This window comes from Mesorhizobium sp., from assembly GCF_005063415.1.
In the GTDB taxonomy this organism is placed as follows: Bacteria; Pseudomonadota; Alphaproteobacteria; order Rhizobiales; family Rhizobiaceae; genus Mesorhizobium.
This window is the reverse complement of the sequence record NZ_SUEG01000023.1, coordinates 1-26,447: the sequence shown is the minus strand read 5'-3', so window position 1 is coordinate 26,447 and position 26,447 is coordinate 1. Positions and strand designations below refer to the sequence as shown.

General features: G+C 59.1%; 21 protein-coding genes and 5 pseudogenes. 17 read left to right on the top strand and 9 right to left on the bottom strand.

Going from position 1 to position 26,447, the window contains the following annotated elements; genetic code table 11:
* Window positions 1-6: 6 nt before the first annotated feature.
* Entirely contained in the window at window positions 7-1,440 is a 1,434-nt protein-coding gene (gene rpoN, locus E5W70_RS09110; protein WP_292656693.1) for an RNA polymerase factor sigma-54, read from the top strand.
* Here rpoN and E5W70_RS09105 read toward each other — a convergent pair.
* From E5W70_RS09105 to E5W70_RS09080, 6 genes and pseudogenes are all read right to left on the bottom strand, one after another.
* Entirely contained in the window at window positions 1,437-2,063 is a 627-nt protein-coding gene (locus E5W70_RS09105) for a nitrogen fixation protein NifQ (RefSeq protein WP_063169382.1), read from the bottom strand. The two genes, rpoN and E5W70_RS09105, sit on opposite strands and share 4 nt — an antisense overlap.
* Entirely contained in the window at window positions 2,050-3,102 is a 1,053-nt protein-coding gene (locus E5W70_RS09100; RefSeq protein ID WP_024505249.1) for an LLM class flavin-dependent oxidoreductase, read from the bottom strand. The genes E5W70_RS09105 and E5W70_RS09100 overlap by 14 nt, the downstream gene beginning before the upstream one ends.
* A gap of 138 nt (window positions 3,103-3,240) precedes the next feature.
* Window positions 3,241-4,842 carry an SDR family oxidoreductase gene (locus E5W70_RS09095; RefSeq protein WP_063169384.1) on the bottom strand — a complete coding sequence of 534 codons (1,602 nt, stop codon included), beginning with the start codon at window positions 4,840-4,842 and terminating at the stop codon, window positions 3,241-3,243.
* Window positions 4,843-4,990: 148 nt separating this feature from the next.
* Window positions 4,991-5,566, bottom strand: coding sequence for a nuclear transport factor 2 family protein (locus E5W70_RS09090; protein ID WP_292656710.1), 576 nt, complete (start codon window positions 5,564-5,566; stop codon window positions 4,991-4,993).
* Window positions 5,567-5,716: 150 nt separating this feature from the next.
* Window positions 5,717-5,839: pseudogene (locus tag E5W70_RS09085) on the bottom strand (ferredoxin); the annotation flags it as partial.
* Between the two features lie 29 nt (window positions 5,840-5,868).
* Entirely contained in the window at window positions 5,869-7,047 is a 1,179-nt protein-coding gene (locus tag E5W70_RS09080) for a cytochrome P450 (protein WP_024505246.1), read from the bottom strand.
* 1,488 nt (window positions 7,048-8,535) lie between these two features.
* Here E5W70_RS09080 and E5W70_RS09075 point away from each other — a divergent pair.
* Window positions 8,536-9,766: pseudogene (locus tag E5W70_RS09075) on the top strand (MFS transporter).
* A gap of 261 nt (window positions 9,767-10,027) precedes the next feature.
* Here the strand turns inward: E5W70_RS09075 and E5W70_RS09070 are convergent.
* A pseudogene (locus tag E5W70_RS09070) lies at window positions 10,028-11,059 on the bottom strand (ChuX/HutX family heme-like substrate-binding protein); the annotation flags it as partial.
* Between the two features lie 585 nt (window positions 11,060-11,644).
* On the opposite strand from E5W70_RS09070, the gene E5W70_RS09065 reads away from it, so the two are divergent.
* From E5W70_RS09065 to E5W70_RS08995, 15 genes and pseudogenes are all read left to right on the top strand, one after another.
* The gene (locus E5W70_RS09065) at window positions 11,645-11,965 is read left to right on the top strand and encodes an iron-sulfur cluster assembly accessory protein (protein ID WP_029356570.1); all 321 of its coding nucleotides are present in this window, start codon (window positions 11,645-11,647) and stop codon (window positions 11,963-11,965) included.
* A 17-nt stretch (window positions 11,966-11,982) separates the two neighbouring features.
* Entirely contained in the window at window positions 11,983-12,300 is a 318-nt protein-coding gene (locus E5W70_RS09060) for a hypothetical protein (RefSeq protein ID WP_128234971.1), read from the top strand.
* Between the two features lie 12 nt (window positions 12,301-12,312).
* Entirely contained in the window at window positions 12,313-13,524 is a 1,212-nt protein-coding gene (gene nifS, locus E5W70_RS09055) for a cysteine desulfurase NifS (RefSeq protein WP_063169388.1), read from the top strand.
* Window positions 13,525-13,703: 179 nt separating this feature from the next.
* Window positions 13,704-14,081 (top strand): nitrogenase stabilizing/protective protein NifW, encoded by a 378-nt coding sequence (gene nifW / locus E5W70_RS09050; RefSeq protein WP_292656690.1) that lies wholly within the window; start codon window positions 13,704-13,706, stop codon window positions 14,079-14,081.
* A 188-nt stretch (window positions 14,082-14,269) separates the two neighbouring features.
* Window positions 14,270-15,121, top strand: a complete 852-nt coding sequence (locus E5W70_RS09045; protein WP_292656687.1) for an electron transfer flavoprotein subunit beta/FixA family protein — start codon at window positions 14,270-14,272, stop codon at window positions 15,119-15,121.
* A gap of 16 nt (window positions 15,122-15,137) precedes the next feature.
* Window positions 15,138-16,247 carry an electron transfer flavoprotein subunit alpha/FixB family protein gene (locus E5W70_RS09040; protein ID WP_292656685.1) on the top strand — a complete coding sequence of 370 codons (1,110 nt, stop codon included), beginning with the start codon at window positions 15,138-15,140 and terminating at the stop codon, window positions 16,245-16,247.
* 10 nt (window positions 16,248-16,257) lie between these two features.
* Window positions 16,258-17,562 (top strand): FAD-binding protein, encoded by a 1,305-nt coding sequence (locus E5W70_RS09035; protein WP_063169391.1) that lies wholly within the window; start codon window positions 16,258-16,260, stop codon window positions 17,560-17,562.
* A gap of 12 nt (window positions 17,563-17,574) precedes the next feature.
* Window positions 17,575-17,874: a ferredoxin family protein gene (locus tag E5W70_RS09030; protein ID WP_292656683.1), complete on the top strand. Its 300-nt coding sequence runs from the start codon at window positions 17,575-17,577 to the stop codon at window positions 17,872-17,874.
* Window positions 17,875-18,129: 255 nt separating this feature from the next.
* A complete protein-coding gene (locus E5W70_RS09025) occupies window positions 18,130-18,846 on the top strand; it encodes an alpha/beta fold hydrolase (RefSeq protein WP_063169392.1) in 717 nt (238 codons plus the stop codon).
* A gap of 674 nt (window positions 18,847-19,520) precedes the next feature.
* Window positions 19,521-19,624, top strand: a pseudogene (locus E5W70_RS09020) (helix-turn-helix domain-containing protein); the annotation flags it as partial.
* Window positions 19,625-19,897: 273 nt separating this feature from the next.
* Window positions 19,898-21,379, top strand: a complete 1,482-nt coding sequence (gene nifB, locus E5W70_RS09015) for a nitrogenase cofactor biosynthesis protein NifB (RefSeq protein ID WP_063169393.1) — start codon at window positions 19,898-19,900, stop codon at window positions 21,377-21,379.
* A gap of 29 nt (window positions 21,380-21,408) precedes the next feature.
* Window positions 21,409-21,603: a 4Fe-4S binding protein gene (locus tag E5W70_RS09010; protein ID WP_024505232.1), complete on the top strand. Its 195-nt coding sequence runs from the start codon at window positions 21,409-21,411 to the stop codon at window positions 21,601-21,603.
* 85 nt (window positions 21,604-21,688) lie between these two features.
* The gene (locus E5W70_RS09005; protein WP_024505231.1) at window positions 21,689-22,009 is read left to right on the top strand and encodes a nitrogen fixation protein NifZ; all 321 of its coding nucleotides are present in this window, start codon (window positions 21,689-21,691) and stop codon (window positions 22,007-22,009) included.
* Window positions 22,006-22,218 carry a putative nitrogen fixation protein NifT gene (nifT, locus tag E5W70_RS09000; protein WP_024505230.1) on the top strand — a complete coding sequence of 71 codons (213 nt, stop codon included), beginning with the start codon at window positions 22,006-22,008 and terminating at the stop codon, window positions 22,216-22,218. Before E5W70_RS09005 ends, nifT begins: the two co-directional genes overlap by 4 nt.
* 34 nt (window positions 22,219-22,252) lie before the next feature.
* Window positions 22,253-23,146 (top strand): SIR2 family protein, encoded by an 894-nt coding sequence (locus tag E5W70_RS08995; RefSeq protein ID WP_292656681.1) that lies wholly within the window; start codon window positions 22,253-22,255, stop codon window positions 23,144-23,146.
* A 307-nt stretch (window positions 23,147-23,453) separates the two neighbouring features.
* Here the strand turns inward: E5W70_RS08995 and E5W70_RS08990 are convergent, their stop codons facing one another.
* Both E5W70_RS08990 and nifA read right to left on the bottom strand, forming a co-directional pair.
* Window positions 23,454-24,020: a sugar O-acetyltransferase gene (locus E5W70_RS08990; RefSeq protein WP_024505228.1), complete on the bottom strand. Its 567-nt coding sequence runs from the start codon at window positions 24,018-24,020 to the stop codon at window positions 23,454-23,456.
* A gap of 585 nt (window positions 24,021-24,605) precedes the next feature.
* Window positions 24,606-25,649: pseudogene (nifA, locus tag E5W70_RS08985) on the bottom strand (nif-specific transcriptional activator NifA); the annotation flags it as partial.
* Between the last annotated feature and the right edge of the window lie 798 nt (window positions 25,650-26,447).

The window sequence follows — 26,447 nt, the reverse complement described above, 5'->3', positions numbered from 1 at the left end:
TTCAACATGCATCTCTCAGCAAGCCTGCTTCAACGCCAGAAGCAACGTATGGTCTTATCGCCTCAAGCCATTGAAGCTATTCGCTTGCTGCGATTGACGCATACTGAACTCCATCAGCTCGTGGAGCAGGCACTCGAGAAGAACCCCGTTTTGAAGCCTGACCCGTTTGACGACGTTTCGCCGCTGCCAGGGGAGGATCAGCGGAGCAGTCAAAGCAGAAGCGAAATCGGCGAATCGCCCATTGGCGGGCCGTCTGGCGGGCGCGGGCAATGGAAGTCGCAACGCAGTAGCGGCAACGATCGACCTGCCGTCGAGGAGTTTACCGCCCACACCGAAACATTGCACGACCATGTCGCCCGCCAGGTCGCCCTCACCCCGTTCACCCCCCAGGAGCGGCTGATTGCCGGACAGCTCGCCGCCCATCTGGAGGACACTGGCTATCTTCAGGTAAACCTTTTCGATCTGGCCAGGAGGTTAAACGTTCGGCAAGCTGATGTGGAACGGGTCATCGGAATCTTGCAGCAATTTGATCCGCCGGGCATTTTTGCGCGAACTCTCAGCGAATGCCTGGAGATTCAGCTGCGCCAGCAAGACCGGTTCGACCCGGCTATGGCAGCTTTGGTCGCCAATCTCGAGATGCTTGCACGGGGGGATTTTCAGGGATTGAAGCAGCGTTGCGGAGTCGACGAGGAGGATCTCCTCGACATGAGGAACGAAATCCGCGCGCTCGATCCCAAGCCTGGAGACCGGTTCCAGTCCGGGACGCCGGAAACCATCGTACCGGACGTCTGGGTAATGCCCAAGTCCGAAGGTGGATGGCGGGTGGAGCTAGATCCGGCCACGCTGCCCAAAGTGTTGATCAACCACACCTATGTCGCCGAAATCTCGCAGCTGACCAAGCAAAATCCGGAAGGCAAAGCGTTTCTCGACCATTGCCAGGAAAAAGGGAACTGGCTGATCAGCAGTCTCAAGCAGCGCGCTAAGACGATCCTTAAGGTTGCGACCGAAATCGTGCGCCAGCAGGATGCCTTTTTTACACACGGCGCCGCCCATCTGCGGCCTCTCTGTCTCAAAAATGTCGCTGACGAGATCGGCATGCACCAGTCGACGGTAAGCCGGGTAGCTTCGAACAGGTACATGTTAACTCCGCGCGGGGTGTTCGAGCTGAAGTATTTTTTCGCTGCGCCAATCGCATCCTGCGAGGGCGGCGATGCGCACTCCGCCAAAGCTGTCCGCCATCGGATCAAGGCAATCATAGCCGAAGAATCGCTCGACAAGGTACATTCCGACGAAGACATCGTTGCTCAACTCAAGGAGACCGGCATCGATGTCGCTCGCCGTACCGTCACCAAATATCGCGAGGCGATGAACATCCCTTCCTCCATACGACGGCGCCGCGATAAGCGTTTGTCCGCAGCTGCGATCAAGCGAAGTGACTAACCGACATTCGTGGTCGGCGAGAGGCGACTCTCAACTTCCTCCGGGCCGAAGCAGCTTTCGAAGTCATGGCATTCCCCGCAACTGGGTGCTGTGCATGACGAAAAGCCTTCGGCCTCACACAGCTTGCGGTAAAAGTACTTTTTCCATTTCATGTTTTCTGTGTTGCCTGCCGCCAGCGCGGGAAAATGTCTGGCAAGCAGGCGGCTGAGCTCAGCGCGATTTGAGAGGCCAAGATCCCGCCAAAGATGGTCCATGCGCATCGCACGCCGGGCGATGATCTTGGCCAAGCGGGCGCTCGCCGGGTCGGCCGGCGCAGCATGCGCTAGCAGCAGCCGGCGTAGCAGTTCCTCTTCCAGTTCCGGCTCGGGCTCGCTCAACTCCTCCAAAGCGAATACGCTGCTGGAGGTAGACGGGAAAGTTGCGGCCAAGACATCACGCAATTCGACAGACGAAAGGCCTGTCCCCTCCGTCGCCAACACCTCGCCCGCCTGGACCTCCTCAAGCGAACGTGAATGTACGCAGGGCAGCACATGCTGATCGAAGCTCCTCCCTAGCTCGGACCCACGCCATTGCGCGCTGGATAGGCAGCCATCATCGTAACGGCCGGCTTCAGCTTCCGGCATGACAAAGCGCCTTGTTGACCGCAGGGATGATCTTGTCGCCCCAGAGCTCGATCTGGCGCAGCATCGTCTTTTGGTCGAAGTCGCCCAATTGAGTCTGAACTGCGATCTGGTCCGGTTTCAAGATATCGATCTCTTCCAGCAGGCGATCAATCACGCGATTTACGCTGCCAATCGGCAAATTTTTGCGCATGGTCTCGAAGGACAGATCCTGCTGGGTCGGTGTCTCCTGCAGCAGGTAGCCATCGTGGCTCTGTTGGCGGCGCTGATGCAGGGCTTCAGAAAGCCGGCGCTGGAAGCGGGCATTGTCGAGATAGCTGTTGATCTCCAACTCGTCGTGGCTGGCATAGCAGCAGCGCAGCAGCGATATCTTGACGTCGGTGACGTTCTTTTCCTCGGATGCCGCCGCCCTCTCGACTGATTCACGCAGTGTGGTCAAAGTCTCTAAGCCGTCGTGGAAGGCTGTGACAAAAAAATTGTGCCCCTCGCGGTAGGCCCGAGCCATCCGTGCGGCTCCGCCAGCGATCCAGATAGGCGGCGTCGGCTGCTGGACTGTGCGGACCGAAATCGCTGTTGGGGGGATCTTCTCATACTGGCCGTCGTGTTCGAAGACGTTTTGGTTGAGGCCCTTGAGAATGATGTCCAGGTATTCCGAAAAGACGGCCGGCGCCTCATCGATGTCCACGCCGAACCGTTCGAACTCGAACTGCTGGTATCCCAAGCCTACGCCGAGCTCGAGACGGCCGTTCGCAACGATGTCGGCGAAGCCGATCTCGGACAGCAGGCGCTGCGGTTGGTAAAGCGGCAGCACGCAGACGGCAGTGCCCAGGCGAATCGTGCTTGTCAAGCCGGCGCAGTGCGCCACCATCATCAGCGGGGATGGTATGAGGCTGTAATTGTTGAAGTGGTGCTCAGCAAACCACGCGGTGTTGAACCCAGCCTGCTCCGAAGCGACGGCCTGTTCGATGGAGTTGCGGATGACGCTTTCTGAGGATTGGTGATAGCCACGCTGGGCGGCCAGAATGAAAGTGGCAAATTCCATGATTTCTCCTCGTTATAGACACGTCAGCCGACCGGGAATGTGCTCGGCATGCGCATGCTTGGATCTCAAGCACCTCAGGTGCGTCGTGGAGCCGAGGCTTCATAATGCTCGGCCGGTCGCCCTGCGAAGGCCTGGCAATTAACCTGCGGCCTCCGCAAAACATTCGTCATAGAGCTCGCTGGCGTTTCCCGCATCACCGAACGAGGTCCAGCCGCCGTCCACGTAGAGGATCGAGCCGTTGATGTATGAGGCGTCAGACGAAGCAAGGAAGAACGATGCATCTGCGACGTCTTCTGGCCGTCCCATCCTGCCCATGGGGATGCGTCGTCCGATTGCTGTCAGGTCGATGCGGCCGGCTTTGGCCAACTGAGCAAGTGCGGGCGTGCGGATGTGGCCAGGAGCGACGGTGGCTGTCCGAATTCCGACCGGCCCGAGTTCGGCCGCCATGCAACGGGTCAGCATATCCATCCCCGCCTTGGAGGCGCCGTAGGCATGGCGCGGCGCGAACGGCAGAAAGCTGTCGATCGACCCGAGATTGAGGATCACGCCGCCCGGGCGCATAGCCTTGATCGCTTCGCGCGCGCAGGTGAAGGCGCCGGTAAGGTTGACATCCAGGACGTGTTCGAGCTGTTTCGACAGTTGCTCGATCGCAGGCACAATCCTGTCGGCGGTATCAGCACTATTGACCAGAACATCGATATACCCGAAGCGTCCCCTCAGTTCTTCGAACATCGACACCACATCGCTCTCGACGGCCACGTCCAGCGATTTCGCCAGATGCTTGCCGGGGAGCGATGTAGCCAGCTCTGCCGCTGCAGTGCCATCTTTATCAGCAATCACGACGGTGTCGCCGTTCGCGGCAAAGCGGCGAGCGACGGCCGCGCCAATGCTTTTTGCGCCACCGGTGACGAGCACGATTCGCGCATCTGTGCATTCGGCCGGACAGGAGAGCTCGGCTTGAAGCGCACCATCCACCGGCGGGTGAGCATCCCCCGGCTGGTTGAATGACATCCAGCCTCCGTCGACTGCCAGCACCGAGCCGGTGATGTAGCGCGCCTGCGTGCTGCTCAGAAAACGCACGACCCTGGCGATCTCGTCGGGGCGAGCCAAGCGCCCCATCGGCACGCGGCGGCGTATCGCCGCGAGGTCCATTTTGCCAGCGCGTGCCAGTTCTGTGACCATTGGGGTGCGGACGGAGCCCGGCGCCACCGCCGTGACGCGGATTCCTCGCATAGCCCACTCGCATGCAAGGGACTTTGTCAACGAGATCACGCCAGCTTTCGAGGCTGCGTAGGCGTTGCGCCTGGGATTGCCGACCACGCCCGCCATCGAAGCCACATTGACGATCGCACCGCCCGGCTTCATGCGCCGCGCCGCTTCCCTGGCCATAACGAATGGCCCAATAAGGTTCACTGTCACGCCGCGTCGGAAGGTATCGACAGCGGTGTCGATGATCCTATCCATCGTGGGTCCAACCGCCGCATTGTTGATGAGGACATCGATTTGCGCGAAGCGTGCTTCGACCTGGCCGAAAAGTGAGAGCATGTCCTTCTCTCGCGACACATCGCACTCCAGACCGACGTGCGGCGACCCGAGATCCCGAGCCAGTTCAACCACACCACTGCCCGGAAGGTCCACCGCAACTACAGTGTCTCCGTCCGCGGCAAGGATATCGACCAGGGCACGGCCGATCCCGCCCGCAGCGCCTGTGATGATTACGGTGCGTGCTGCCAGTTTCACGAGAGCTTCTCCACGATGACCGCTTGTGATCTCAGCCCATCAACCTTGGGCGGAATGAAGGGCCGAGCCAAATCGTTGCAGTGACCGCCAGTTGCGGCCCCACACAGATGTCGTTCCCGTAGGGCGCTCATCCTCCATTTCTACCCACTTATGCAGCTCCCAGTTGGGGACCCTCGACGCCATCTTGGTCGGTGGGGATGTGACCCTTGAGCAACTGGTAGATGGGATCGTCTGGATGTGGTGCTCCAATCGGCTGTCGCCGGCCGAACCTATCTGCCTCAAGAATCGCTGGCGGGATTTGCTCCTCAACCCAATCGTAGACGACTGTCCGTTCCGCAATTCGCCACTCGTCCTGCCTCTTCTGAAACAGATCGCAGTAACGGCCGCAAAGCAGCGTCTGACGTATTTCTTGGTCTGTATCCGGTCCGCGTTGCAGCGCGGTGAAATAGCTCTCGACCGCGGCCTCTGCTGAACTGATGAAGTCGATCAGGCTGTTCGTGATTTGATGGATGTTACGGTGCCCCGGCAGACCGAGAGCAAATTGGATGAAGTCCTCTGCCGGTCCGCAATAGGGACCATGCCTGTCATACGCTTCGGGCCAGTATGCGCTACGCAGCGCCGCCTCATCGGCGCGGTCTATCCCGCGGCAGTACCGATACAGGCAGTTGCGGATCGCCTCTCGGTCACGCAGTTCGGTAATTTTCGCGTGGTCGACAGGGTCTATCGCGAATTGTATGATTGTTTTGTCCTTCCCGATGCCAGTCTGCACTTTGCGTGTGTCTCTCTCTACAACTGAGTTAGCGGGGGGCTCGTCAACTTCCAGAGCTTGTTCGGGGCAGGCTCGTACCCCTTTTGAGGCAAGCAGTTGCTCCCCATCGGCAACATCAATATCACCGGGCAAGATGTAGCCGGCGTCATCAAGCTTGAAGACTCTCGGCGCCCGCGCCCAGCAGCGCGCATGACCCTGGCATCTGGCTTTATGTACGACGACACGCATTGCGAACTCCAATGTCGTTGGCTGAAACTTCAGGACCAGTCCAGGATCAGATTCTCGATCCCGAACACATGGCCGCCGAAGGTGATAGGTTCAGTCCCTGTCTTGATCCGAAAGGCTGGGATGCGCGCCAGCCACTCCTCCAGGCCAATGACAATCTCCCGCCGGGCAAGGTGTGAGCCAAGACAACGATGGGGACCATAGCCAAAGGCAGCGTGCCGGTTGTCCTCGCGCGCCAGATCGATCTCATTCGGGCATTCGAATTCCGCCGGGTCACGATTGGCAATCATCGTGGCACAGGAAACATAATCTCCCTTGCGGATCGGCGCGCCTTTGAAGTCGACATCCTTCGTTGCCACTCGGATCATCTGAATGGTCGAATAGGCGCGCAGCAATTCTTCCGCAGCGACGGCAATCCGGTCAGGTTCGCTTCGTAGCAATTCCTGATCTTTGGGGTTGCGCGCGAGATGGGCCAAGTCGAAGCATATGGCTGCTGAGACCGTGTCGAGTCCCGCGACGAACACAAGCACGCCGATGCCACGGACTTCTTCGTCACTGAGCAGACGACCCTCGACCTTTGCCTTCACGATGAAGGTCATGAAATCATCGACCGGCTCCTTGCGGCGCTCGGTGGCAAGTTCGTCGATGAAGGCCACGATCGCCCGGGCTGCGGGTGGTCGTTGCTCCTTATCGCCGTGGAGCAGATCTCTAGCCCAGCCGACAAATGTTTCTAGTCCGTCGTCCGAAAGCCCAATAAAGCGAAGGAAGATATTGACCGCGAACGGAACTGCAAAATCCTTCATGATGTCGCAGCTCGTGCCTGATGCGGCGATCCTGTCGATCAGCTTGATCGCTCGTTCCCGGACAGCCGGCTCCAATGCCATTACCCGCTTTGGCGAAAGCAGCGGATTGAGCAGTGAGCGAAAAACACCGTGGAATGGCGGATCGAGCTCAAGCGGGATCATCGGCCAGCTCTCGCCGAGCACAGAGGCGAAGATGCTGCGATGGCTGGAAAACGTTTCGGTGTCCTGCAGCACCCGGCGCTGGTCGCTCGCGCGAGTGATGACCCAGGTACCCCGACCGTCGCGCGTGTTGCTGGTTGAATAAAAGATCGGAGGCCCGGCATGAACGCAAGCAACCGCTGCATGCGGATCCCCGTTAGCCGTCGGCAACATGCCGGGCGACGTAAACAGGTTGAAGTCCCTCACCATTTCGGGCGGGACATGATCTGGAACCGGCCGCGATTTAACCGCGCCAGAATCGAGAGACCGTTCATGAGATGCTGTCGGCATTTGCATGCAATCGTTGGTGCAAGCTCCGTGCCGAATTCGTCTTTCGATAATCCTTGCCGTTTTGCTGGGCAACAGGTGGCGCCTGTGCTGACTTACTGGTCGGGATTGCAACATTCTTGTCCAGCGTCGGACACAGAATGTAGAAAGCTAGACACCGACTTGGAGCAACTCAACTGGTGGGATCGCTAGCCGATCATGTGCCCGGGGAGCATCCAGTTCGAAAGCTTGCGCTAAGCGGCTTGGTGTCTTGGCCGAGGTCACCAGGTGGAAACGACCAACACTTGGGGTGAGCCTAGTGGCGCTCCCCTCGCTGATGTCTGGCGGGGTGGTTAGCCGCCTCCGTGGGACAAGATCAGTCTAGACGAATGGACTATAGCCTCTCCTCGCCTGCCTCATTGGCCGTCCTTCAGAGCCGGCCACACGAGCTTTTGTCTTTCAGCAGGGCGTTTTTCTCGCCAGCTACAGAGCCACACCGACGCCATTAATGAGCGTCCAGTCGACGGGTTGGATGGCCCTGTCCATCTTGCCCAGCACCTTGGCTTCGCATTTGCCGGTGCGGCGGAAGCCTTCAAGACGCAGTTCTTGACCTTCTCCAGATCAGCCTCGGACGGATATCGGCAAGGGTTCAGCTCGTCCTTTTGAACTTGCGCATCTTCGTGTTGGCCAACCCCAGGCCGCCCGACATATTTGCGGTCTATCCGGCACCTCAACTTCGAACAACCTTGCGGCAAGCTCTTGGGATAGCCCACGCTCGTGCCTCCACCACCCGCTCAGCAGAGCCAGATTTGTCGTTGATGGCACGGAACTTGCGCAGTCATTCGCAGATGCGTCACGGACCGAGAGTGTCGTCCCATGAATTCGATCACCAAAAAGGCCGCCCGACGTTGCTGGGACCGCCTGCAATTACCTTATCCCAGAATTGGGAGCAACGGCTTCAAAAGGGATAACTCATCACCTCAATTTTGTCGATCGCGCGGCCATCGAACCGCAGCCATCGATCAGACTTCCGCCTCGTTGCACTCATTGCGACCGCCTTGGTGCTTGCGACAACCGCTCAATTCTGGCTGCCAGGATAACCACATATGGCGACGGAACTTCCTGCTTCAAACCAATATAGAGATCGTCGATCATCCCCCCATCAAGGCCTCGATCGAGGACACCGCGTTCGGCTTGCTTGGTTCGCAGTGAACAGACCGCACTTCGACGAATGCGATCGATGCGACCGCGCCGAGAACTCTCCCGCATTGTCGACGGTTGGGTCCGTCGGCCCTCCGATGAGGCCTCGGATGCGTCGGGCGCCGAGGCCTCGACTGATGCCGACTGGCCGCCGCCGGAAGGTCTCGCGGCTTTGATCCCCGGCGATGTAGCCACCCCTGCTGCAACAGCTCCTAGCCGGAGAACTCATTCATGACCGAATCGGCGACAGATTTAGTGGACGCGGCTTTGTTCGACCGAGATCGGCTTGACCCAGAAAGTCCCTATCAACGTTCTGGCCCTGCATGGGGTGCCATCATTTCGCTTTCCTTCGGCACCTTCGGGCTTGTGACGGCAGAGTTTCTGCCCGCCAGCGTTCTGACACCGCTCGCGCATGATCTCCGTATCACCACGGGCACGGCTGGACAGGCGCTAACAGCGGCCGCAATCGTCGCGGCGATCTCGGCACCGATAATCGCCATCGTGACAAAGCGTCTGGACCGCAGGGTCGTCATCTGGGCGATGACGCTCCTGCTGATCCTGTCGAACGTTCTGGCGGAGGTTGCGGGGTCGCTGCCGGTTTTGCTGGCGGCACGCGTCGTCCTTGGCATATCGCTTGGTGGTTTTTGGTCAATTTCGGCAGCGTTGGCGATGCGGCTGGTTCCAAGTCACCTCATGCCGCGCGCCATGTCGATCATCCTCACCGGCGTTTCTGTCGCCTCCGTCTGCGCGGCTCCAATCGGCGCTTATGTCGGTGACATTTGGGGATGGCGAGCCTCGTTCAAGGTCGCCGCAATCGTGAGTGCCGTTGCGCTGCTCGTGCAACTCGTAACCATTCCGCCACTGCCTCCGATCGAAGTGCGCAGATTCCGCAGTCCGCTGGATGTCGCGAAGAATCCGGCGATGAAGGTTGCGGTGCTAGTCGTGCTATTGGTCGCTTCCGGCCATTTTGCCAGCTTCGCCTACATCCGCGCCTTTCTCGAGAGCGTTCCTGCGCTCGACAAGAAGTCAATCCCGCTCGTGTTCCTTGCTTTTGGCACGGCCGGCGTCTTCGGCAATTTAGCCGGCGCATTCCTCACCAAACACAGTCTCAAGGCGGTCGCGGCCCTGCCGCCTGCTCATTGCCGTAGCCGCTGTCTCGCTCCTGACCATGGGAGCATCGGCCTTGACCTCGGCAATTGCAGTTGCCGTATGGGGCTTTGCTTTTGGCGCGGTCCCGGTCGGATTGCAGACATGGATGGTGCTACGCGCCGCTCCGAAACAGGCCGAGAGCGCTGGTGTACTGATGGTCATAACCTTCCAAGTGGCCATCGCAGCCGGCACAACTTTCGGTGGCCTATTGGTGGATCACACGGGTATTGCCAGTGTCTTTGTCTACAGCGCGGTTGCCACGTTCCTCGCTGTCTTGACAGTATTTTTGCTCGGCCCGAACCGCAAAACCTGACCGCCTGGTGGGGAGTGACGGTCGGCGGCGTTCACGCTATTGTCACCTCTGAGCTCGGCCCAAAGGCCGCGGCTTCGTCGTAACCATGCGGTCGATGGGGCAGCGCCAAATTGCTTCCTGCTCATCGCGTTGCGATAATACAGCGCGCTTATTGCGTCATCGTGTCCCCGGTCTCGGCTTCAATGCCCGGCTACTGGCTGCGGAGGCAGATGGGCGCCGGCGTCCCACCGACGACGATCGGTCTTTTCTCATGTAGCTGTCGGGGAAACGAGGCAGGTTTTCCGCCAGAACCCGCCAGTCGTCGCGCTCGCGTTCGCCTTCCTTGCGCGCACCGAACAACTGGATGATGATCTTGCCGTCGGACCCATATGCTTCGAGCGAGGTGACGTGACTGTCATTGGTCGGCTTGCGCACGGCCCAAACCTCACGGATTTGGTGGGTCCTGAGATGCAGCCGGAACGTTTCGTCCAGCACATGGATGCACGGCCCGATCTGCTTGACCGACTTGATTAAGCCGGAATGGGTCTGGATAGAACCTCGGTTGCCGACGAAGCACATGATCGGCAATTCGTCTTCGGCCGCACGCTGGAGCACGGCGCCAACTGCGGCATTGTCGAGCAGCCAAGCGTAATCCTGGCCGACCATGCGCAAAGCCTGGCAGCGGCTGAGCTTGAGCGTCTTTAGAAGGTTGACGTCAGTCAGCCGGCTCCAGTACTCGCGTAGGTCGTCCACCGTGCCGGCCCAGTCCGCAGTCCTCGCGCCCAGGTCGGCTACTCTCGCCTTAAGCGACATGGTCGGCTCCTGGTTGGCGGATACGAGCTCGGCCACCAGCTTTCGATAGGCATGAAGGTTGGAGACCGGCCTGAGATGCACCTTATGCACTGCTGCGCCGGCGGCGTCGAAGAATTGCAAACTGCGCTGGATTCCGCCGCGATGGCGCCTTTCAACAGCGAAACCATACCTCCAAGCCTGCGGGAAGACGCGAAGGTCGAATTCGTCACCAAGGACCATGGCGTGATTGTTGCCGGTTATCACTCTGTTGAAGACGCCAATCTTTTCGTGCACGGCACCTTGATTGCGGGTCAGCGCCGTCACTTCGCCCACGAATTCGAGGCCCGTCAGAAGGTGATTGACGCGCGGGTCGATGCGTGCCGCGCCGAAACCGCAATGGGCCGCGACCAGTTCCGCTTCCGAAATGGCCAATTGGGCGGCGAAATCACGCGCGGGAATGTTCGGACAGACTTCCCACGCACGCCGGATTTCGTTGGGCGACCGCTTCTTGCGCTGATCCATGTTTTTACCCCTGCCCCGTTCTTCTTTTGACGATCGATCGAAAAACGGGCCTCAGGGATGTGCACGGCGGACGCGATCGATCGTCAGGCACATGCCAGTCGAATCCTGTCTCCGGGCGGTCAGCGGCCAATCGCCGGTAGCGAGCGATTGTTGGGTGGTCGGCGCCAATCGGCCGATCGAGCATTCGGGTACCACCCGCGGTGCTGCTTTCCCACCAAGGCGGGTCTGATGGATCATATTGCTTTCCTTCGTTCTTCGATTGCGAGGGCAACCCAAAGGTGAATCGGCCGGCAATTTTGCCGCCGCAACGAAGGCTTCACAAAAATCGTGCCAGTTGCTCCGCGGCAAGCTCTGAACATCTTTGGCTCTGTTCATTGCTTTACGCGTGAGTGCATCGCGAACTCAGGCGCCCTTCCTGTGACGCGGACGCGACAAACCCGACAGTAAGTGTCGGTTGTCGGACGTCTCCCCAGCAATCGAGCATAAGAGACGTCGGGATGTCCTACGGTTTTTGACACGTCTTCCCTTTGGCACGGTCCATGCGAGATGATCCGCGAAAACGCCGGACCGAGGAGAAATCGAGCCATGATTACGCTCACCGACAACGCTGTTGCCGCCATCAAGGCCGCTCTTTACCGCGCCAGCGAGCCGGCGGAAGGATTTCGCATCATGGTCCATGCCGGCGGCTGCGCCGGCTTCCAATACTCAATGGGCCTGGAGAGCGTCTCACGTGAGGGCGATGCGATCATCGAGCGAGATGGGCTCAAGGTGTTCATGGATAGAGGCTCCCAACCCCATGCCGCCGGCATGACCGTGGACTTCGTCACTGGGCTCGAAACATCCGGCTTTGTTTTCGATAACCCCAATGCGCGTGAGACGTGCGGCTGCGGCAAGTCCTGCAAATGATTGCGAGGGAACAGGCTATGTTCGACTATAGCGACGCCAAGGAATACTGCGTCGAACCGGTAACCGCCGGCGCTCTGGAACCGGCCGACACGCACTGTCGGCCCGGAACAATTGCGTTCGGTGATGCACCAAATCGCGATCATCGATCGTTGCCGTGGGCAAGCAAACAAAATTGCCCGAAACAGCTGAATTCCCGGCGGATGCCGCCACCAAAGGGCAATGTCGACAGCGACCGGTCAGCCAAGCCATCGCTCGCCCGGCCGCCCACCTTACCAGATACGATATGCGCCAGAGGTTCAATGGCCCGACTACCCTTGAATCATTTCAGCAGTTGAAGGATCCCTCCCATGAACCCTGTCTATCTCGACAACAACGCAACGACGCGGGTTGATCCTGCAGTCGTTGGAGCGATGTTGCCTTTCTTTACGGAGCAATTTGGCAATCATTCGTCCATGCACGCCTATGGCGCATCGGTTGCTGAAGCCGTGAGAAAGGCGAGGCAACAGTTGCAAGCCCTCATCGGCGCGGGATTCGAGGACGAGATCATCTTCACCTCGGGCGGGACTGAAAGCGACAGTACAGCCATCCTTTCGGCGCTGGAGGTGATGCCCGACCGAACGGAAATAGTGACTTCCGCGGTTGAACATCCGGCCGTTCTGAAGTTGTGCGCGCACCTTGAGAAGACGCGCGGCGTCAAGGTGCACATTATCCCAGTCGATCACTACGGCCGGCTCGACCTGGACGCCTACAGAACCGCCCTCACCCCACAAGTGGCAATCGTCTCGATAATGTGGGCGAACAATGAGACCGGTACGATCTTTCCCGTGGTTAAGCTTGCCGATCTAGCCAGGGAAGTCGGCGCGCTTTTCCACACTGATGCAGTGCAGGCGGTCGGAAGGCTTCCGATTGAGCTGAAATCGACCGCGATCGACATGCTGTCGCTCTCCGCCCACAAGCTGCATGGTCCAAAGGGGATAGGCGCGCTTTATGTAAGACGTGGCGTGCGCTTCTCCTCCATGATCAAGGGTGGGCACCAAGAGCGCGACCGGCGTGCAGGCACTGAAAACACACCCGGCATAGTCGGACTGGGCATGGCGGCCGAACTCGCCTTGAAATTCATGGACGAGACAAAACGAATAAAATGGTTGCGCGACCGCCTTGAGAACGGGATCATCCAGCGCATCCCAAACACATCCATCAACGGCGATCCGCAAGAGCGATTGCCAAACACTGCAAACATTGGATTCGAAGGTATCGAAGGCGATGCAATTCCAATTGTCCTGAGCCGGCTGGGAATCGCCTGTTCCGCCGGGTCCGCCTGTGCCTCTGGCTCACTGGAACCGAGCCATGTTCTGATCGCTATGAACGCGGCATGTGGGGCAGTCCGCTTCTCCTTGTCGCGTGACAACGGCGAAGATGACGTAGACCGCGTGCTTGAGGTCCTGCCTGCGATCACCGAGAAGCTACGGGCCGTTCCCAGTGCTGGACTGTGCGGGCGAGGTGCAGAACAGCTTCATTCCGGCCCGGGTCCGAGCGGCACAATAGCCGACGAGCCGTGAGGTCTTCCTCAACGTGACGACCCTGCGCAAGGAGAGCAGTTAAACTCGGGGTCGCCTTCACCACTTCAGAAAAGCTTGAGATCGCCAAGTCTCTTGCCCAGCCGCCGTGCCAGAGGTCGGCACGCCGTCAGCAATGTCACCAATGCATCGACACCACAATTTCGCGCCGGGAGAATACAATGAACTGCTCCGCTGATAGCCGCCCGATCGATCGCACCGATATCCTAGCGCGACTGAAGGGCCTGTCGGCCGCGGAGGACTTCTTCGCCTGCCTTGACGTCTCCTACGACCCGAAAGTGATGAATGTCTCGCGGCTCCATATCATGAAGCGCGTGGGCCAATACCTTGCCGAAGAAGATTTCTCCGGTCTGCCTAACCAGGTAATCGCCGCGCGGGTGCGCGCCAAGCTGGAACGCGCCTACGAAGATTTCGCGACTTCCTCGCCGCTCACGCAACGTGTGTTCAAGGTGCTAAGGGACCACGATCCAAACATATGTCCCGCACCTGGCCGCGCCTTCGTCCCGCTCGACTCTGCACAGAAGCGGTTCGGAAAGTAATGAGCCCGACACGGCTGCGACGCGACAATGTCGAGAAGTCGACAAATCCAGTCCTCATGACGCCTCCTCGGAAGCAAACGAAGCCACCTTCTGGAATAGAGGCAGGAAGACGACTTGGCATGAACGATGCAGGCAATGAGGTGAACCGCCAAGCACGAATCCGGACTGGGAGCTTAGAGAAACCGCCAATGCATATCGTAGTCTGCATCAAGCAGGTGCCGGATTCGGCACAGATCCGCGTGCACCCGGTGACGAACACGATCATGCGTCAGGGTGTTCCGACCATCATCAATCCTTACGACCTGTTCGCCCTCGAAGAAGCGCTCAAACTGCGCGACGTTCATGGTGGCGAGGTTACTGTGCTCACAATGGGTCCGCCCATGGCGGAGGACTCGCTGCGAAAGGCGCTCGGTTACGGTGCTGACCGAGCAGTTCTCTTGACGGACCGCTATTTTGCCGGATCCGATACGCTGGCGACTTCCTTTGCTCTTTCGCAAGCAATCGCAAAAATTGGGGAGACTTTCGGCAGGCCGGACATCGTCTTCACCGGCAAGCAGACGATTGACGGCGATACCGCCCAGGTCGGACCGGGCATAGCCAAGCGCCTAGATTTATCGCAACTTACCTATGTCGCGAAGATTGCCTCCATCGATCTCGATACGCGAGAGATCGAAGTCGCGCGTCGCGCCGAAGGCGGCACCCAGTTGCTGAAGAGCAGACTCCCTTGCCTCATTACCATGCTGGAAGACACCAACGAAATCCGCCGGGGCTCGCTCCAGCAGGCTCTGTGCGCGGCGCGCAGCCAAGTCGTGAAGTGGACTGCAGCCGACGCCGGCATTGACGATCTCACCCGGTGCGGTCTGCGTGGCTCGCCTACAGTCGTCAAGCGTGTTTTCGCCCCCACCGCACGGGCAGAAAGCGCGGCGCAGATCGACACCGCGGAAAGGGGCTTGCAGGACATAGCCGATGAACTCATCGCCGATATCTTAACCCGCCGGCCGGCGCTGGAACATGAGCTGGCCTTCAACAGCGGCACGTGACGGCCAGGAGCAGAAAATGTCGACCGCAAGCCAAACTACCCCTCGCATTGCCCCCGGCCGTGCCGGTGTAAAGAAAGAACTTCCCGACCGTTTCAAAGACTACCGGCACGTGTGGGTCTTCCTCGAGCTCGAACGCGGCAATGTGCATCCTGTATCATTCGAACTGCTGGGCGAAGGCCGCAAATTAGCCGACAAGCTTGAAGTCCAGCTCGCGGGCGTCGTGCTGGGACCGCCGGGCGGAATGGTCGAGGACGCTGTTGCCGAGGCCTTCGCTTACGGGGCGGATCTTGTCTACATCGTCGATGCGCCGCCGCTCGCCGACTACCGGAACGAGCCGTTCGCCAAGGCGCTCACGGATCTGGTCAATACCCATAAACCCGAAATCCTCCTTCTCGGCGCGACCACACTGGGCAGGGATCTTGCAGGCTCGGTAGCGACGACCCTGCAGACGGGGCTCACGGCCGACTGCACCGAACTTGATGTAGATTCCGACGGTTCACTCGCCGCGACCCGTCCGACTTTTGGTGGCTCATTGTTGTGTACGATCTATACACTAAATTACCGGCCGCAAATGGCGACGGTGCGACCAAGGGTCATGCCTATGCCGCAACGGGTGGATAAGCCGGTCGGGCGTGTCATGCGGCACAAGCTGTCGCTCGTTGAGGACGATATCGTCACCAAAGTCCTCGGCTTCCTACCGGATAACCAGTCGGCAATGGCAAATCTTGCCTATGCGGATGTCGTGGTTGCGGGAGGCCTCGGTCTCGGAGCGGCGGAGAACCTTCAGCTTGTGAAGAATCTTGCCCGAGCGATCGGCGCCGAGCATGGCTGTTCGCGCCCCTTGGTCCAGAAGGGCTGGATGCCGGCTGATCGACAGATTGGACAAACTGGCAAGACCATTCGACCGAAGCTTTACATCGCGGCCGGAATTTCCGGCGCCATCCAGCACCGAGTTGGGGTCGAGGGGGCCGATCTCATCGTCGCGATCAACACCGATCCGAATGCGCCGATTTTCGAGTTCGCCCACCTCGGGATCGTCACGGATGCAATCCGCTTCCTGCCCGCACTGACGGAAGCCTTCACCCGGCGGCTGTCGCCGCACAGTCGAGACAAGCTTGCGAGTTGAGGGAGAGGACATGATTGAACAATTCGATGCCATTGTGGTCGGAGCCGGCATGTCTGGAAACGCAGCTGCTTACACTTTGGCAAGCCAGGGGCTGAAGGTACTGCAGTTGGAGCGCGGGGAATATCCGGGCTCTAAGAACGTCCAGGGTGCCATAATGTACGCGAACATGCTGGAGAAGATCATCCCGGACTTCCGGGATGATGCGCCCCTCGAGCGGCACCTGGTCGAACAGCGACTTTGGGTGATGGACGACACGTCTCACACCGGAATTCATTACCGGTCGGACGACTTCAATGAGGCGAAACCCAACCGCTACACGATCATCCGCGCCCAGTTCGACAAATGGTTTTCCCGCAAGGTGCGCGAGGCTGGCGCGACGGTCCTGTGTGAGACGACCGCGACGGAACTCGTCCGTGATGGCAATGGCAAGGTGATCGGCGTCCGCACAGACCGGGCTGGCGGAGTGGTCTTCGCGAATGTGGTCGTTCTCGCAGAAGGGGTGTCGGGATTGCTTGGCACTCGCGCAGGCCTGCGCGAGATGCCGAAGCCGGAGACCGTGGCGATTGCCGTCAAGGAAATGCATTTCTTGCCCGAAGAGGTCATTGGCCAGCGGTTCGGGGTGAAGGGCGATGAAGGCTGCGTAATCGAGGCCGTGGGCACGATCTCTCGCAGCATGGCCGGGCTCGGCTTCCTTTACACCAATAAGGAGTCGATTTCACTCGGCATCGGCTGCCTGGTCTCGGATTTCGCCGCGACGATGGAGAGCCCGTCCGCCCTCCTGGATGCGATGAAAAACCATCCTTCGATCCGGCCGCTGATCGCTGGCTCGGAGGTGAAAGAATATGCCGCCCATCTTATCCCCGAAGGTGGTTACAGGGCCATTCCGCAGCTCTTCGGCGACGGTTGGGTCATCGTCGGCGACGCAGCGCAACTGAACAATGCCATTCACCGTGAGGGTTCGAACCTTGCCATGACCTCGGGTCGTGTCGCGGCTGAGGCGATCATCAAAGTCAAAAGCCGCAACGGTCCTATGACCAAAGCGAACCTTGCGCTCTACAAGACGATGCTGGATGACTCCTTTGTGATCAAGGATCTTAAGAAATACAAGGACATGCCAGCCTTACTCCACACCAATTCCAGCAACTTTTTTGACAGCTATCCGCGGTTGATGTCGCATGCCGCTCAGACCTTCATGCGTGTCGACGGCACGCCGAAGATCGAGAAGGAAAAGAACACCACGGCCGCCTTCATCAACGCGCGCTCGCGCTGGGGGTTGGTCAGCGACGCGGTCCGCCTGGCATTGGCATGGCGCTGAAGAGGGTACAAGATGACGATCGCAGGGACGAAGGTTCGTGTCGAGGACAAACTTTACCAGAACCGCTATCTGGTCGATTCCGGCCGCCCCCATATCATAGTGCGACCGCACGACAAGCCAAGCGCGAACTTGCTTGCGTTGACCTACGTCTGTCCGGCGAAATGCTATGAGTTGAATGACAAGGGTCAAGTCGAGATCACCGCCGACGGCTGCATGGAATGCGGCACCTGCCGGATATTGTGCGAGAAAGGCGGCGACATCGAGTGGAACTATCCGCGCGGCGGCTTTGGTGTCCTGTTCAAGTTCGGATGATCAGCCGGTGCCAAGAGCATGCCGGCAGCGAGCAACTGCGGCACACCATGAGCCTCTCCATCCACTTGCAAAGAGCTAGTGAATATTGGGTTTCGCAATTCAAGTTTCCTCGACTTGGTAGGGGTATCCTCAGGCCACGGGGCGCCTGTGCCGGACTTACCACCGGTAACGTGGTCGAGCCCCTTTGGACAATGTCCGGCCATCGTGCCGGATGGCAGCCACAACGGCCGGTGAGCAAATGGAACGGCACAATCCATGATAAAGACGTATGTGCTAGTGCATGGTGCCTGGCATGGCGGATGGTGTTGGCGGGACGTCGCCGCCAATCTTCGCAAGATGGGATGCCACGTGACCACGCCTACCCAGACAGGTGTCGGCGAACGCGCACGTTTGCTGTGCAAGGACATCACGCCCGACACATTCGTGACCGACATCGTCAACCACATTGTAACGGAAGAGCTGAGCGATGTGATCCTTGTCGGTCACAGTCTAGGCGGCATCAGCATCACCGGCGCCGCCGACCGGATACCCGACCATATCAGCCATCTCGTTTATCTCGACGGCGCCATCGTCGAGAGCGGTCAAAGTGTATTCAGCACCATGCCCCCCGACATCGTCGCCGCCCGTCGAAAATTGGTTGCGGAGGAAGGACGGGGTATCTTCATGCCGACTCCGCCGCCAACAGCATTCGGCACTCCCGAGGGACACTCGCTCACGGACTGGGTGCGGCGCCGGATAACACCGCATCCGGCAGGCACCTACGAAAGCGGACTTAAGCTCGAGCACCCGCTCGGCAACGGCAGACCCCGAACCTATGTCGTCTGCACTAATCCACTCCACCCGCCGATGGCGGGAGCGCGAGAATGGGTCGCGAAGCAGGATGGCTGGGCGTGGCAGGAACTCGCCACTGGCCACGACGCAATGATCCTCGCGCCGACGGAAGTTGCTCTCCTTCTTAGCGCTGTCGGCTGAGGAACCAAGTAGGGGGAGCGGCGGCCGATTCTCAGGCCGTGGCCTTGAGCTCTGGTGCAAGGATGTAGGCCCAACGGGTCGTTCCGGTGGCGCCACCGAAACCACTAGGCGGGAGTGGCCTGTCCTGCCGACGTCGCAAGCTTGCGAGCGTTCCGCCGCGGCCGCAGCCCGTAGCGCCGGGCAACCTCCGAGATCACCGCGTCGGCTCCAGGGTCTCGGAGATGACTCCATGCCTTGTCGTCCATCGACCAATGCCGCCGACCAACAGCGCCGTTGATCACCCTCGAAAACGCCGAGGCTGCCGCTCAGGGTCAATCGTAAGTTCAAGTTCAGACACAAGCCGATCTCCGATCCACCTCAGAATCGGCAGGCCCACAGATCGCGGGTCCTCCTGGAAGGACACAGCGCTTACCCTTGAAATATGGAGAACCATGGCTTTGCGCCGTCGGCAGTTGAGCTGATCTCGCAATGCTATTTCCCCGGCAACGTCCGCGAGCCGGAGAACTGCGTGCTTGGCGTTCTCCTCTGGAAGGAACCAATCTTTCGGAACGTGGCAATGTCATCGACGAGCTCTCACGGGCCAGCACGATGCCGGTTCGGCGCATCGGCGCCCGCCTGAACACGAGATGGCCACTTGCGATTCTAACGATACGGCCGGACGGGGGCTGGGACCGCGGCGGACGGAGCGTGACGGCTGATCGACACAATGGAGAAGGCCGGCTGGGTTCAGGCTAATGCGGCTCGAATTCTCGGCCTCAAGCTGCGACAAGTCGGCTAGGCGATACGCCGGCATAGTATCGAGGTGAAGGAACTTCTAAGAGCCTGATGAGCCAATCGTCAGGCCAGTGGTCTTGCGCGCCCTGTGCGCGACAAGGAGTGCTTCGTGCTTCTGAACGGATTTGGACTTGCACTGTCGCAAGCAGGACAAAATTGTGTCGCGCCGGCCTGACACAATGCGATATCGACCCGAATAGTGAACTGAAGCCGCTTTTTTCAGTTGGTATGGCTCTTGCACCTTGAACCGCGACGTTACCAGCAACGGAGCCGTTTGATGTCCTCACCGACAGTTTCGATTGAGGGGCCGACTAGCACGACATCCGAGGGTCTTCTGGCAGCCGCGAAATCCGGTGGCTGCGCATCGTCTTCCTACGGCTCGTCGCCGACCAGCCCGGGCGAAGAGGATCCGGCTATTTGGGAAAGGATCAAGGATCACCCCTGCTTTTCGGAGGAAGCGCATCATTATTTCGCGCGTATGCATGTGGCGGTCGCGCCGGCTTGCAATGTCCAGTGCAACTATTGCAATCGCAAATACGATTGCGCCAACGAGAGCCGGCCTGGTGTTGTGTCTGAGAAGTTGACGCCCGACCAAGCGCTACGCAAGGTCATCGCCGTTGCCAACAAAGTTCCGCAGCTTTCGGTTCTTGGCATCGCTGGGCCGGGGGATGCCTGTTACGATTGGGAGAAAACGAAGGCAACGTTCGACCGCGTCATCAGGGAAATCCCCGACATAAAGCTGTGCGTCTCCACTAATGGGCTCGTGCTGCCGGACCATGTCGCCGAGCTTGCCGAAATGAATGTTGATCACGTGACGATCACCATCAACATGGTCGACCCGGAAGTCGGCGCGAAAATCTATCCATGGATCTTTTATGAAAATCGCCGCTACTTCGGCATCGAAGCCGCTCGAATCTTGCACGCGCGGCAGATGCTGGGCCTGGAGATGCTGAGCGCGCGCGGCATCCTCACCAAAATCAACTCGGTGATGATTCCTGGAGTGAACGACCAGCACCTGTTTGAGGTGAACAAAATGGTCAGGGAGCGGGGCGCGTTTCTGCACAACGTGATGCCTCTGATTTCGGACCCGGCGCACGGTACCCACTACGGACTCATCGGGCAGCGCGGCCCAACGGCAACGGAGATGATGGCTCTTCAGGATCGACTTGAAGGTGGCGCCAAGTTGATGCGCCACTGCCGGCAGTGCCGGGCAGATGCTGTCGGCCTGCTCGGTGAAGATCGTGGCCAGGAATTCACGCTGGACGGTATTCCCGACGATGTCGCCTACGATGCTGGCAAGCGTCAGGCCTATCGGCAGGTGGTCGCACACGAGCGCCGTGATCATGAGGCGGCGAGGAGCGAGGCCATCGGTATGGTCAAGGCAACAGACTCCGAAAAGTCGCTTCTGGTTGCGGTGGCCACTAAGGGAGGTGGACGGGTCAACGAACACTTCGGCCACGCGAAGGAATTCCAGGTTTATGAAGTCTCGCCTAGAGGGATCAGCTTGGTCGGGCATCGGAAGGTCGAGCGGTATTGCCTCGGAGGCGGGGGCGAAGACGCCATCCTCGAGGGCGTCATCGCAGCGCTCGAAGGCATACACATAGTGCTATGCGCCAAGATCGGAAATCGCCCGAAGGAACAACTCTCGCGAGTTGGACTGCGCGTAACCGACGCCTATGGCCATGACTACATCGAGACCGCAGTCAGCGCACTTTACGCGGCAGAGTTTGGGATCAGACCACTAGCGGCGACGGCCTGAGCCGTCTCGTCCGATAACCAGGAGTTAGAATGGCTTTAAAGATCATCGCATCCCAATGTACCCAATGCGGGGCCTGCGAGTTCGAATGTCCTTCGGAAGCGATCAAGTTCAAGGGCGACGCCTATGTGATCGATCCAAACAAGTGCACCGAATGCAAGGAGGCCTTCGATACGCAGCAATGCGTGTCGGTCTGTCCGGTACCGAAAACCTGCGTTCCCGCTTGATTCCTACCGAAACGGTCGGGTTCGCCGCACGACGACGCCTGCAACCCGCGACCACAACAAAAGCCTCGAGAAAGGAATGGACAGCATGTGGTCCAGACGCGAACAGGAGGTCGAAATCGGCAGACCGCCACGGTTCATGCAGGGTGAGCGGGTCCGTGCGATACGCCACATAAAAAACGACGGCACCTATCCCGGCAAGGAGATCGGCGAAAACCTCGTGCGGAAGGGCGACGAAGGCTACGTGCGCGACATTGGAACCTTTCTCCAGCAATTCTTCATCTATGCGGTCGAATGGATCGATCGTGGCACGGTCGTCGGCATGCGAGCGCGCGAACTCATTAGCCTCGACAAAGTCGAGGTTCCCTGCGGAGCTGAAGGCATTTCCAACGGGGGAACAGCCGGATGAAAGTAATGATTCGCAGGACCGCTACTGGCTTGTCGGCTTATGTCCCCAAGAAGGATCTCGAAGAGCCGATCACCGAGATTGAGAACGCTGACTTATGGGGCGGGACCGTGACGCTCAGGAACGGTTGGCGGCTCATGCTGCCCGACCTTCCGCGCGACACGCGTTTGCCGATCACCGTCGAGGCGATGAAGATTTCCGACGGGGCCTGATGCCGGTGGGTTCAGTGGCGGAGAGGAAACGCGTATGAACACGATGCTGAGCTGGGACCATCTCGTCGTCGTCCGGGGCAGTTTTGCCAAAAAACTGATTGACCTGCTGGACGGCGCTCTCAAGGCCGATCGAGTGATCCCCTATCTCGGTCCTGGTCTTCTGCAGCTTAACCCACCGGAATCCCCTGTACCTTGCACCCCTGAAGATGTCGCCGCGGCCCTCAACAAGCGGGCGCCTGCCCCTTCCAGGATTCGCACCAATATGTGGTCGGTCGCGCAGTTTATCGAGCAGCGCCGACATCGTCGGACTCTCCAAGCGTGGATGGCGGAGATATTCGCAGCCCCCGCCGAGCCGACCGTTCTTCACGCCTGGCTCGCAACCCTTCAACTGTCTGTCATCATCGACAGCTGGTACGATGGCGCCATGCGAGCAGCCCTTGCAGAGGCCGGCCAAACAGACGTTGTCGAGATACAAGGAACGACGCGCGCGACCGGAATCGGTAACATCTGGACGAGAACTTACGATTTGTCAGGAACAGAACTCGAGGCCGAACAAGTGGCTAGGACGGTGCTCTATGCGCCGCACGGCAGCGTCAGGCCGGCGGCAAACTTCCTCGTGGCTGATTCCGATTACGTCGAAGTCCTAACCGAAATTGATATCCAGACGCCGATCCCGGACGCGGTGAAGCAACGGCGCGTCAACCGGGGTTTTTTCTTCGTGGGCTGCCGCTTCAACGATCAGATGCTGCGCACATATGCCAGACAGCTGATGAAGCGCTCCACTGGCCCACATTTTGCGGTGATCGATTCGGCTACGCTGACCAGAAACGAACGTCGTTTCCTTGCCGAAGGCGCAATCACGGTCATCGACATGCCGATCCGCAACGCCGCGGCTCGCCTCGTCGGGGTCGATGCTAGCCAGGATTAATGGCCGGCGATTGCTGGTGAGTCGCTGCTTGCCTCCAAGGGCGAAAACTCAGTTGGGAATACATTCGTGAGCAGTAATGCTAGTGGCAGCACAACGTAGGCTCTGAATTCGTTGGGCCATGTGAAAGGGTCCGCTGCTGCGGGACGTGAGCACGTTGCGGCGGCATTACGCACATGATCTTGTGACCCCCGTGGCAAAAGAACTGAAGCGCCCGAGTCGCGACAACATATGCAGCGCTCAATGGCTTCGACAAAAATTCGGCACAGTTTCGACAGTTCGCATGCACCTCCAGGGTCAACGAGGTTGATTATGCCTGTTTATGTGGGTCGGCCACGCGAGCAGGAATTCCCACTACCTTTGCCCCGGCGGGAACATCTCGTGTGACCACGCAGCCAGCGCCTACCACTGCATTATCACCAATCGTGACGCCAGGCAGAATGATTGCTCCACCGCCGATCCAGACACGGCTGCCAATGTGAACAGGACGCCCGACCTGCAGGCCGGCCTGCCGCTGCTCGGCATCATGTGGATGATCGGCGGTATAAATCTGCACAGCAGGCCCAATTGCCGTTCCTTGCCCGATTTTGACCTCTACCACGTCAAGAATAACGCAGTTGAAGTTGATGTAGGCATTGGCTCCAATGCGGATATTGAATCCGTAGTCGCAAAAAAAGGGCGGACGGATGACCGTTCCGCGCCCAACCTCTCCCAGCCGCTCGGACAAAAGCTCATGCCAATGCCCCGTGGTCTGCCCCAGCGTATCATTGTACCGCTTGAGCCAAGCCCCGGTGGCCAACAGGTCAGCTTGGATCTCCGGATCCGCCGCATTGTAAAACTCGCCTGCGAGCATCTTTTCTTTTTGGCTACGCATCATAGTCTCCCGTCAGGTCGTGTCCCGTACAGTGATGCAGGAACGCACATCAAACTGCCTCGGCAACTTTGTAACTCGATCTTGCCGGGCGCGCGGTCGGTCACGAGCCGGGGCGACAGTTTCGTCTCGACCAACTTCCGCGAATTTGGATATCGCAGATCAACCGGTCGCAGGGGCCAATACCTGACGAGGTCGGCAACTGTCCAGCGGTCGAACTCACTTTCATGCCATCTCAGATTGCGTGATATCGAGCGGTAAGCCATCAGCTAATGTATCGACCAGGTCCCGCCAGCGGAGATCTGCGCGTCGCCTCTACGCATGCTGGCGTGTCACCAATGATACATCGATTATTTCTGGATTCCAGGCACGTCGAATTGATTTGCCCTTGCGGTGTAGAGCGAAGTTACTAGCCATAGGATTACTCCTCTTTAATTGTCAGTCGCAGAGCCCCAGTATGACTGCGTGGTAGAAAGCACACGGCCGGAATCTTGGCAGCGCTGTTCACACCCACTTCGTAAGCCTGGCCGATGGGCTCGGCGCCAGAGCACCAATGCTTGGCCTGCTCCAGCTCTTGCTCGGCGGGTTGTTTCAGAGACGCTTGATCTCGATACCGCGTTTTCTCAGCACGTAGCCGATCTGGCGCGGGGTCAAACCGAGCAGCCGCGCCGCCTTTGCCTGCACCCAGCCACACTTTTCCATGGCAGCAATGACCGTATCGGCATCGGGCACCCTACCACGACTCGTGGCAGGGCCTATCGGCGCTTGCCCGTCGCCGACGGGCGGGGTGGCACAGGCGGCGGAAGGCTCGATCGTAGTCGACTTCTCTGACGTCGCCGGTCCGTTCTTCCACAGCGCCGCGGCCAAGCACTGATCCGCGTAACAGGCAAAGTCAGTTCTGAGGATTGATGGACCCGTCGCCAGAACTGCCGTCCGTTGAACGCAGTTTTCGAGCTCTCGGATGTTGCCTGGAAATTCGCAGTTCATCAGCACCTCAATCGCTTCGGGAGCGAAGGTCAGCGTGTGATCATTCTCAGTATTGAAATTCTTGAGAAACTGAGCGGCCAAGAGCGGAATATCACCTCGCCTTTCGCGCAATGCCGGCACGCGTAAAGTGACGACGTTGATGCGATAATAGAGGTCTTGCCGGAACTCCTTGCGTTGAACTGCCGTTTCCAAGTCCCTGTTCGTTGCGGCAATCACGCGAACATCAACTTTAATGGTGTGGTTGCTGCCGACGCGCTCAAACTCCTGCTCCTGCAGGACACGCAGCAGCTTAGCCTGGAACGAACCTGATATTTCGCCAATCTCGTCCAGAAACAATGTGCCTTTGTCGGCAGCCTCAAAGCGCCCCTTGCGCAAACTGCTCGCGTCGGTGAAGGCACCCTTCTCATGACCGAACAAGTCAGATTCCAGAAGCGTCTCGGTGAGCGCCGCGCAATTGACCTTGATGAAGGGCTGCTTGGCGCGAGGCGAGAGCTCGTGAATGGCTTTGGCAACCAGCTCCTTGCCGGTTCCGGATTCACCTCGCAACAGGACCGTAGTCTTCGCCTTGGCCACCTTGACAAGGTGCTCACGCAGCTTGCGCAGCGCCTGACTATCGCCAAGCATCTCCTTGCTGATCTTTTTACGTTCCATTTGGCAGCCCATCCCACTCCGCCACCCGCCGGTAGAACTGCACTGGACGGTGAGCTGTGTTGTATTTCGTCATCATCATTCTCGATCTCACCTTTGTTGCTTCGAAATTTCCGGCGCGCGGACGCCCTCGGCAATGGCAATGGCGCCTGAGCATCGTTGCCTTTCACCAGGACGAGCGTCTTCTCCTCCGCGCGGGCGCTCGCAATATGCGGTTTGCGCAGGCCTTTACTCGACCGGTCGCTGTTCTGTCCGGCTTCTGCCGCACCGCAGCCTGCAAACCCATCCTTGACAAGAAAGGAGGGGAGTCAACCGAGCTCTCCTTGCATTTATGCAAGGAAAATTGTCAGTTTGATAGAATTCTATCAAAACGGCAGAAACGCCCCGCCCCCAGTTTGGCTGTACCTGCGGCGTTCAGCGTACGTGACGACATGTGCGGACTTGTCCCAATTGCCATCCGAGTTGTGCGGAACAGTAGCCGCTGCGCTGTTCGCTTCAACCGCGTGAGGCCGGAGACAGTAGAGACGGCGGCTCGTCGAGCGAGGTTTCATTGTTCGGCTACTAAACCGGCTGTCCTTTGGTGGGAGTTGGTTTCGCCCAAGTTCTGGGCCTGGGGGGCGTCTAGCCCGTTTCGCCGCACAGGCTCCTCCCACATCGTCGAGGCCGACAAGGAGGGACCCCACAGCCCTCCCTGTATCACAATGCCCCGCCCCTCAAGCAGCTAGATACGACAGGTGACCTCGAATGAGGCGTCTTGCATGGCTTCTACACCTGCCTGAATGCCAGAACTGCGTTCGT

Bases quoted from the DNA above. Each gene is read 5' to 3' on its own strand.
- rpoN (WP_292656693.1), top strand. From the start codon at position 7: ATGCATCTCTCAGCAAGCCTGCTTCAACGCCAGAAGCAACGTATGGTC.
- E5W70_RS09105 (WP_063169382.1), bottom strand. From the start codon at position 2,063: ATGCCGGAAGCTGAAGCCGGCCGTTACGATGATGGCTGCCTATCCAGC.
- E5W70_RS09100 (WP_024505249.1), bottom strand. From the start codon at position 3,102: ATGGAATTTGCCACTTTCATTCTGGCCGCCCAGCGTGGCTATCACCAA.
- E5W70_RS09080 (WP_024505246.1), bottom strand. From the start codon at position 7,047: ATGGTGAGGGACTTCAACCTGTTTACGTCGCCCGGCATGTTGCCGACG.
- E5W70_RS09065 (WP_029356570.1), top strand. From the start codon at position 11,645: ATGATTACGCTCACCGACAACGCTGTTGCCGCCATCAAGGCCGCTCTT.
- E5W70_RS09060 (WP_128234971.1), top strand. From the start codon at position 11,983: ATGTTCGACTATAGCGACGCCAAGGAATACTGCGTCGAACCGGTAACC.
- nifS (WP_063169388.1), top strand. From the start codon at position 12,313: ATGAACCCTGTCTATCTCGACAACAACGCAACGACGCGGGTTGATCCT.
- nifW (WP_292656690.1), top strand. From the start codon at position 13,704: ATGAACTGCTCCGCTGATAGCCGCCCGATCGATCGCACCGATATCCTA.
- E5W70_RS09045 (WP_292656687.1), top strand. From the start codon at position 14,270: ATGCATATCGTAGTCTGCATCAAGCAGGTGCCGGATTCGGCACAGATC.
- E5W70_RS09040 (WP_292656685.1), top strand. From the start codon at position 15,138: ATGTCGACCGCAAGCCAAACTACCCCTCGCATTGCCCCCGGCCGTGCC.
- E5W70_RS09035 (WP_063169391.1), top strand. From the start codon at position 16,258: ATGATTGAACAATTCGATGCCATTGTGGTCGGAGCCGGCATGTCTGGA.
- E5W70_RS09030 (WP_292656683.1), top strand. From the start codon at position 17,575: ATGACGATCGCAGGGACGAAGGTTCGTGTCGAGGACAAACTTTACCAG.
- E5W70_RS09025 (WP_063169392.1), top strand. From the start codon at position 18,130: ATGATAAAGACGTATGTGCTAGTGCATGGTGCCTGGCATGGCGGATGG.
- nifB (WP_063169393.1), top strand. From the start codon at position 19,898: ATGTCCTCACCGACAGTTTCGATTGAGGGGCCGACTAGCACGACATCC.
- E5W70_RS09010 (WP_024505232.1), top strand. From the start codon at position 21,409: ATGGCTTTAAAGATCATCGCATCCCAATGTACCCAATGCGGGGCCTGC.
- E5W70_RS09005 (WP_024505231.1), top strand. From the start codon at position 21,689: ATGTGGTCCAGACGCGAACAGGAGGTCGAAATCGGCAGACCGCCACGG.
- nifT (WP_024505230.1), top strand. From the start codon at position 22,006: ATGAAAGTAATGATTCGCAGGACCGCTACTGGCTTGTCGGCTTATGTC.
- E5W70_RS08995 (WP_292656681.1), top strand. From the start codon at position 22,253: ATGAACACGATGCTGAGCTGGGACCATCTCGTCGTCGTCCGGGGCAGT.
- E5W70_RS08990 (WP_024505228.1), bottom strand. From the start codon at position 24,020: ATGATGCGTAGCCAAAAAGAAAAGATGCTCGCAGGCGAGTTTTACAAT.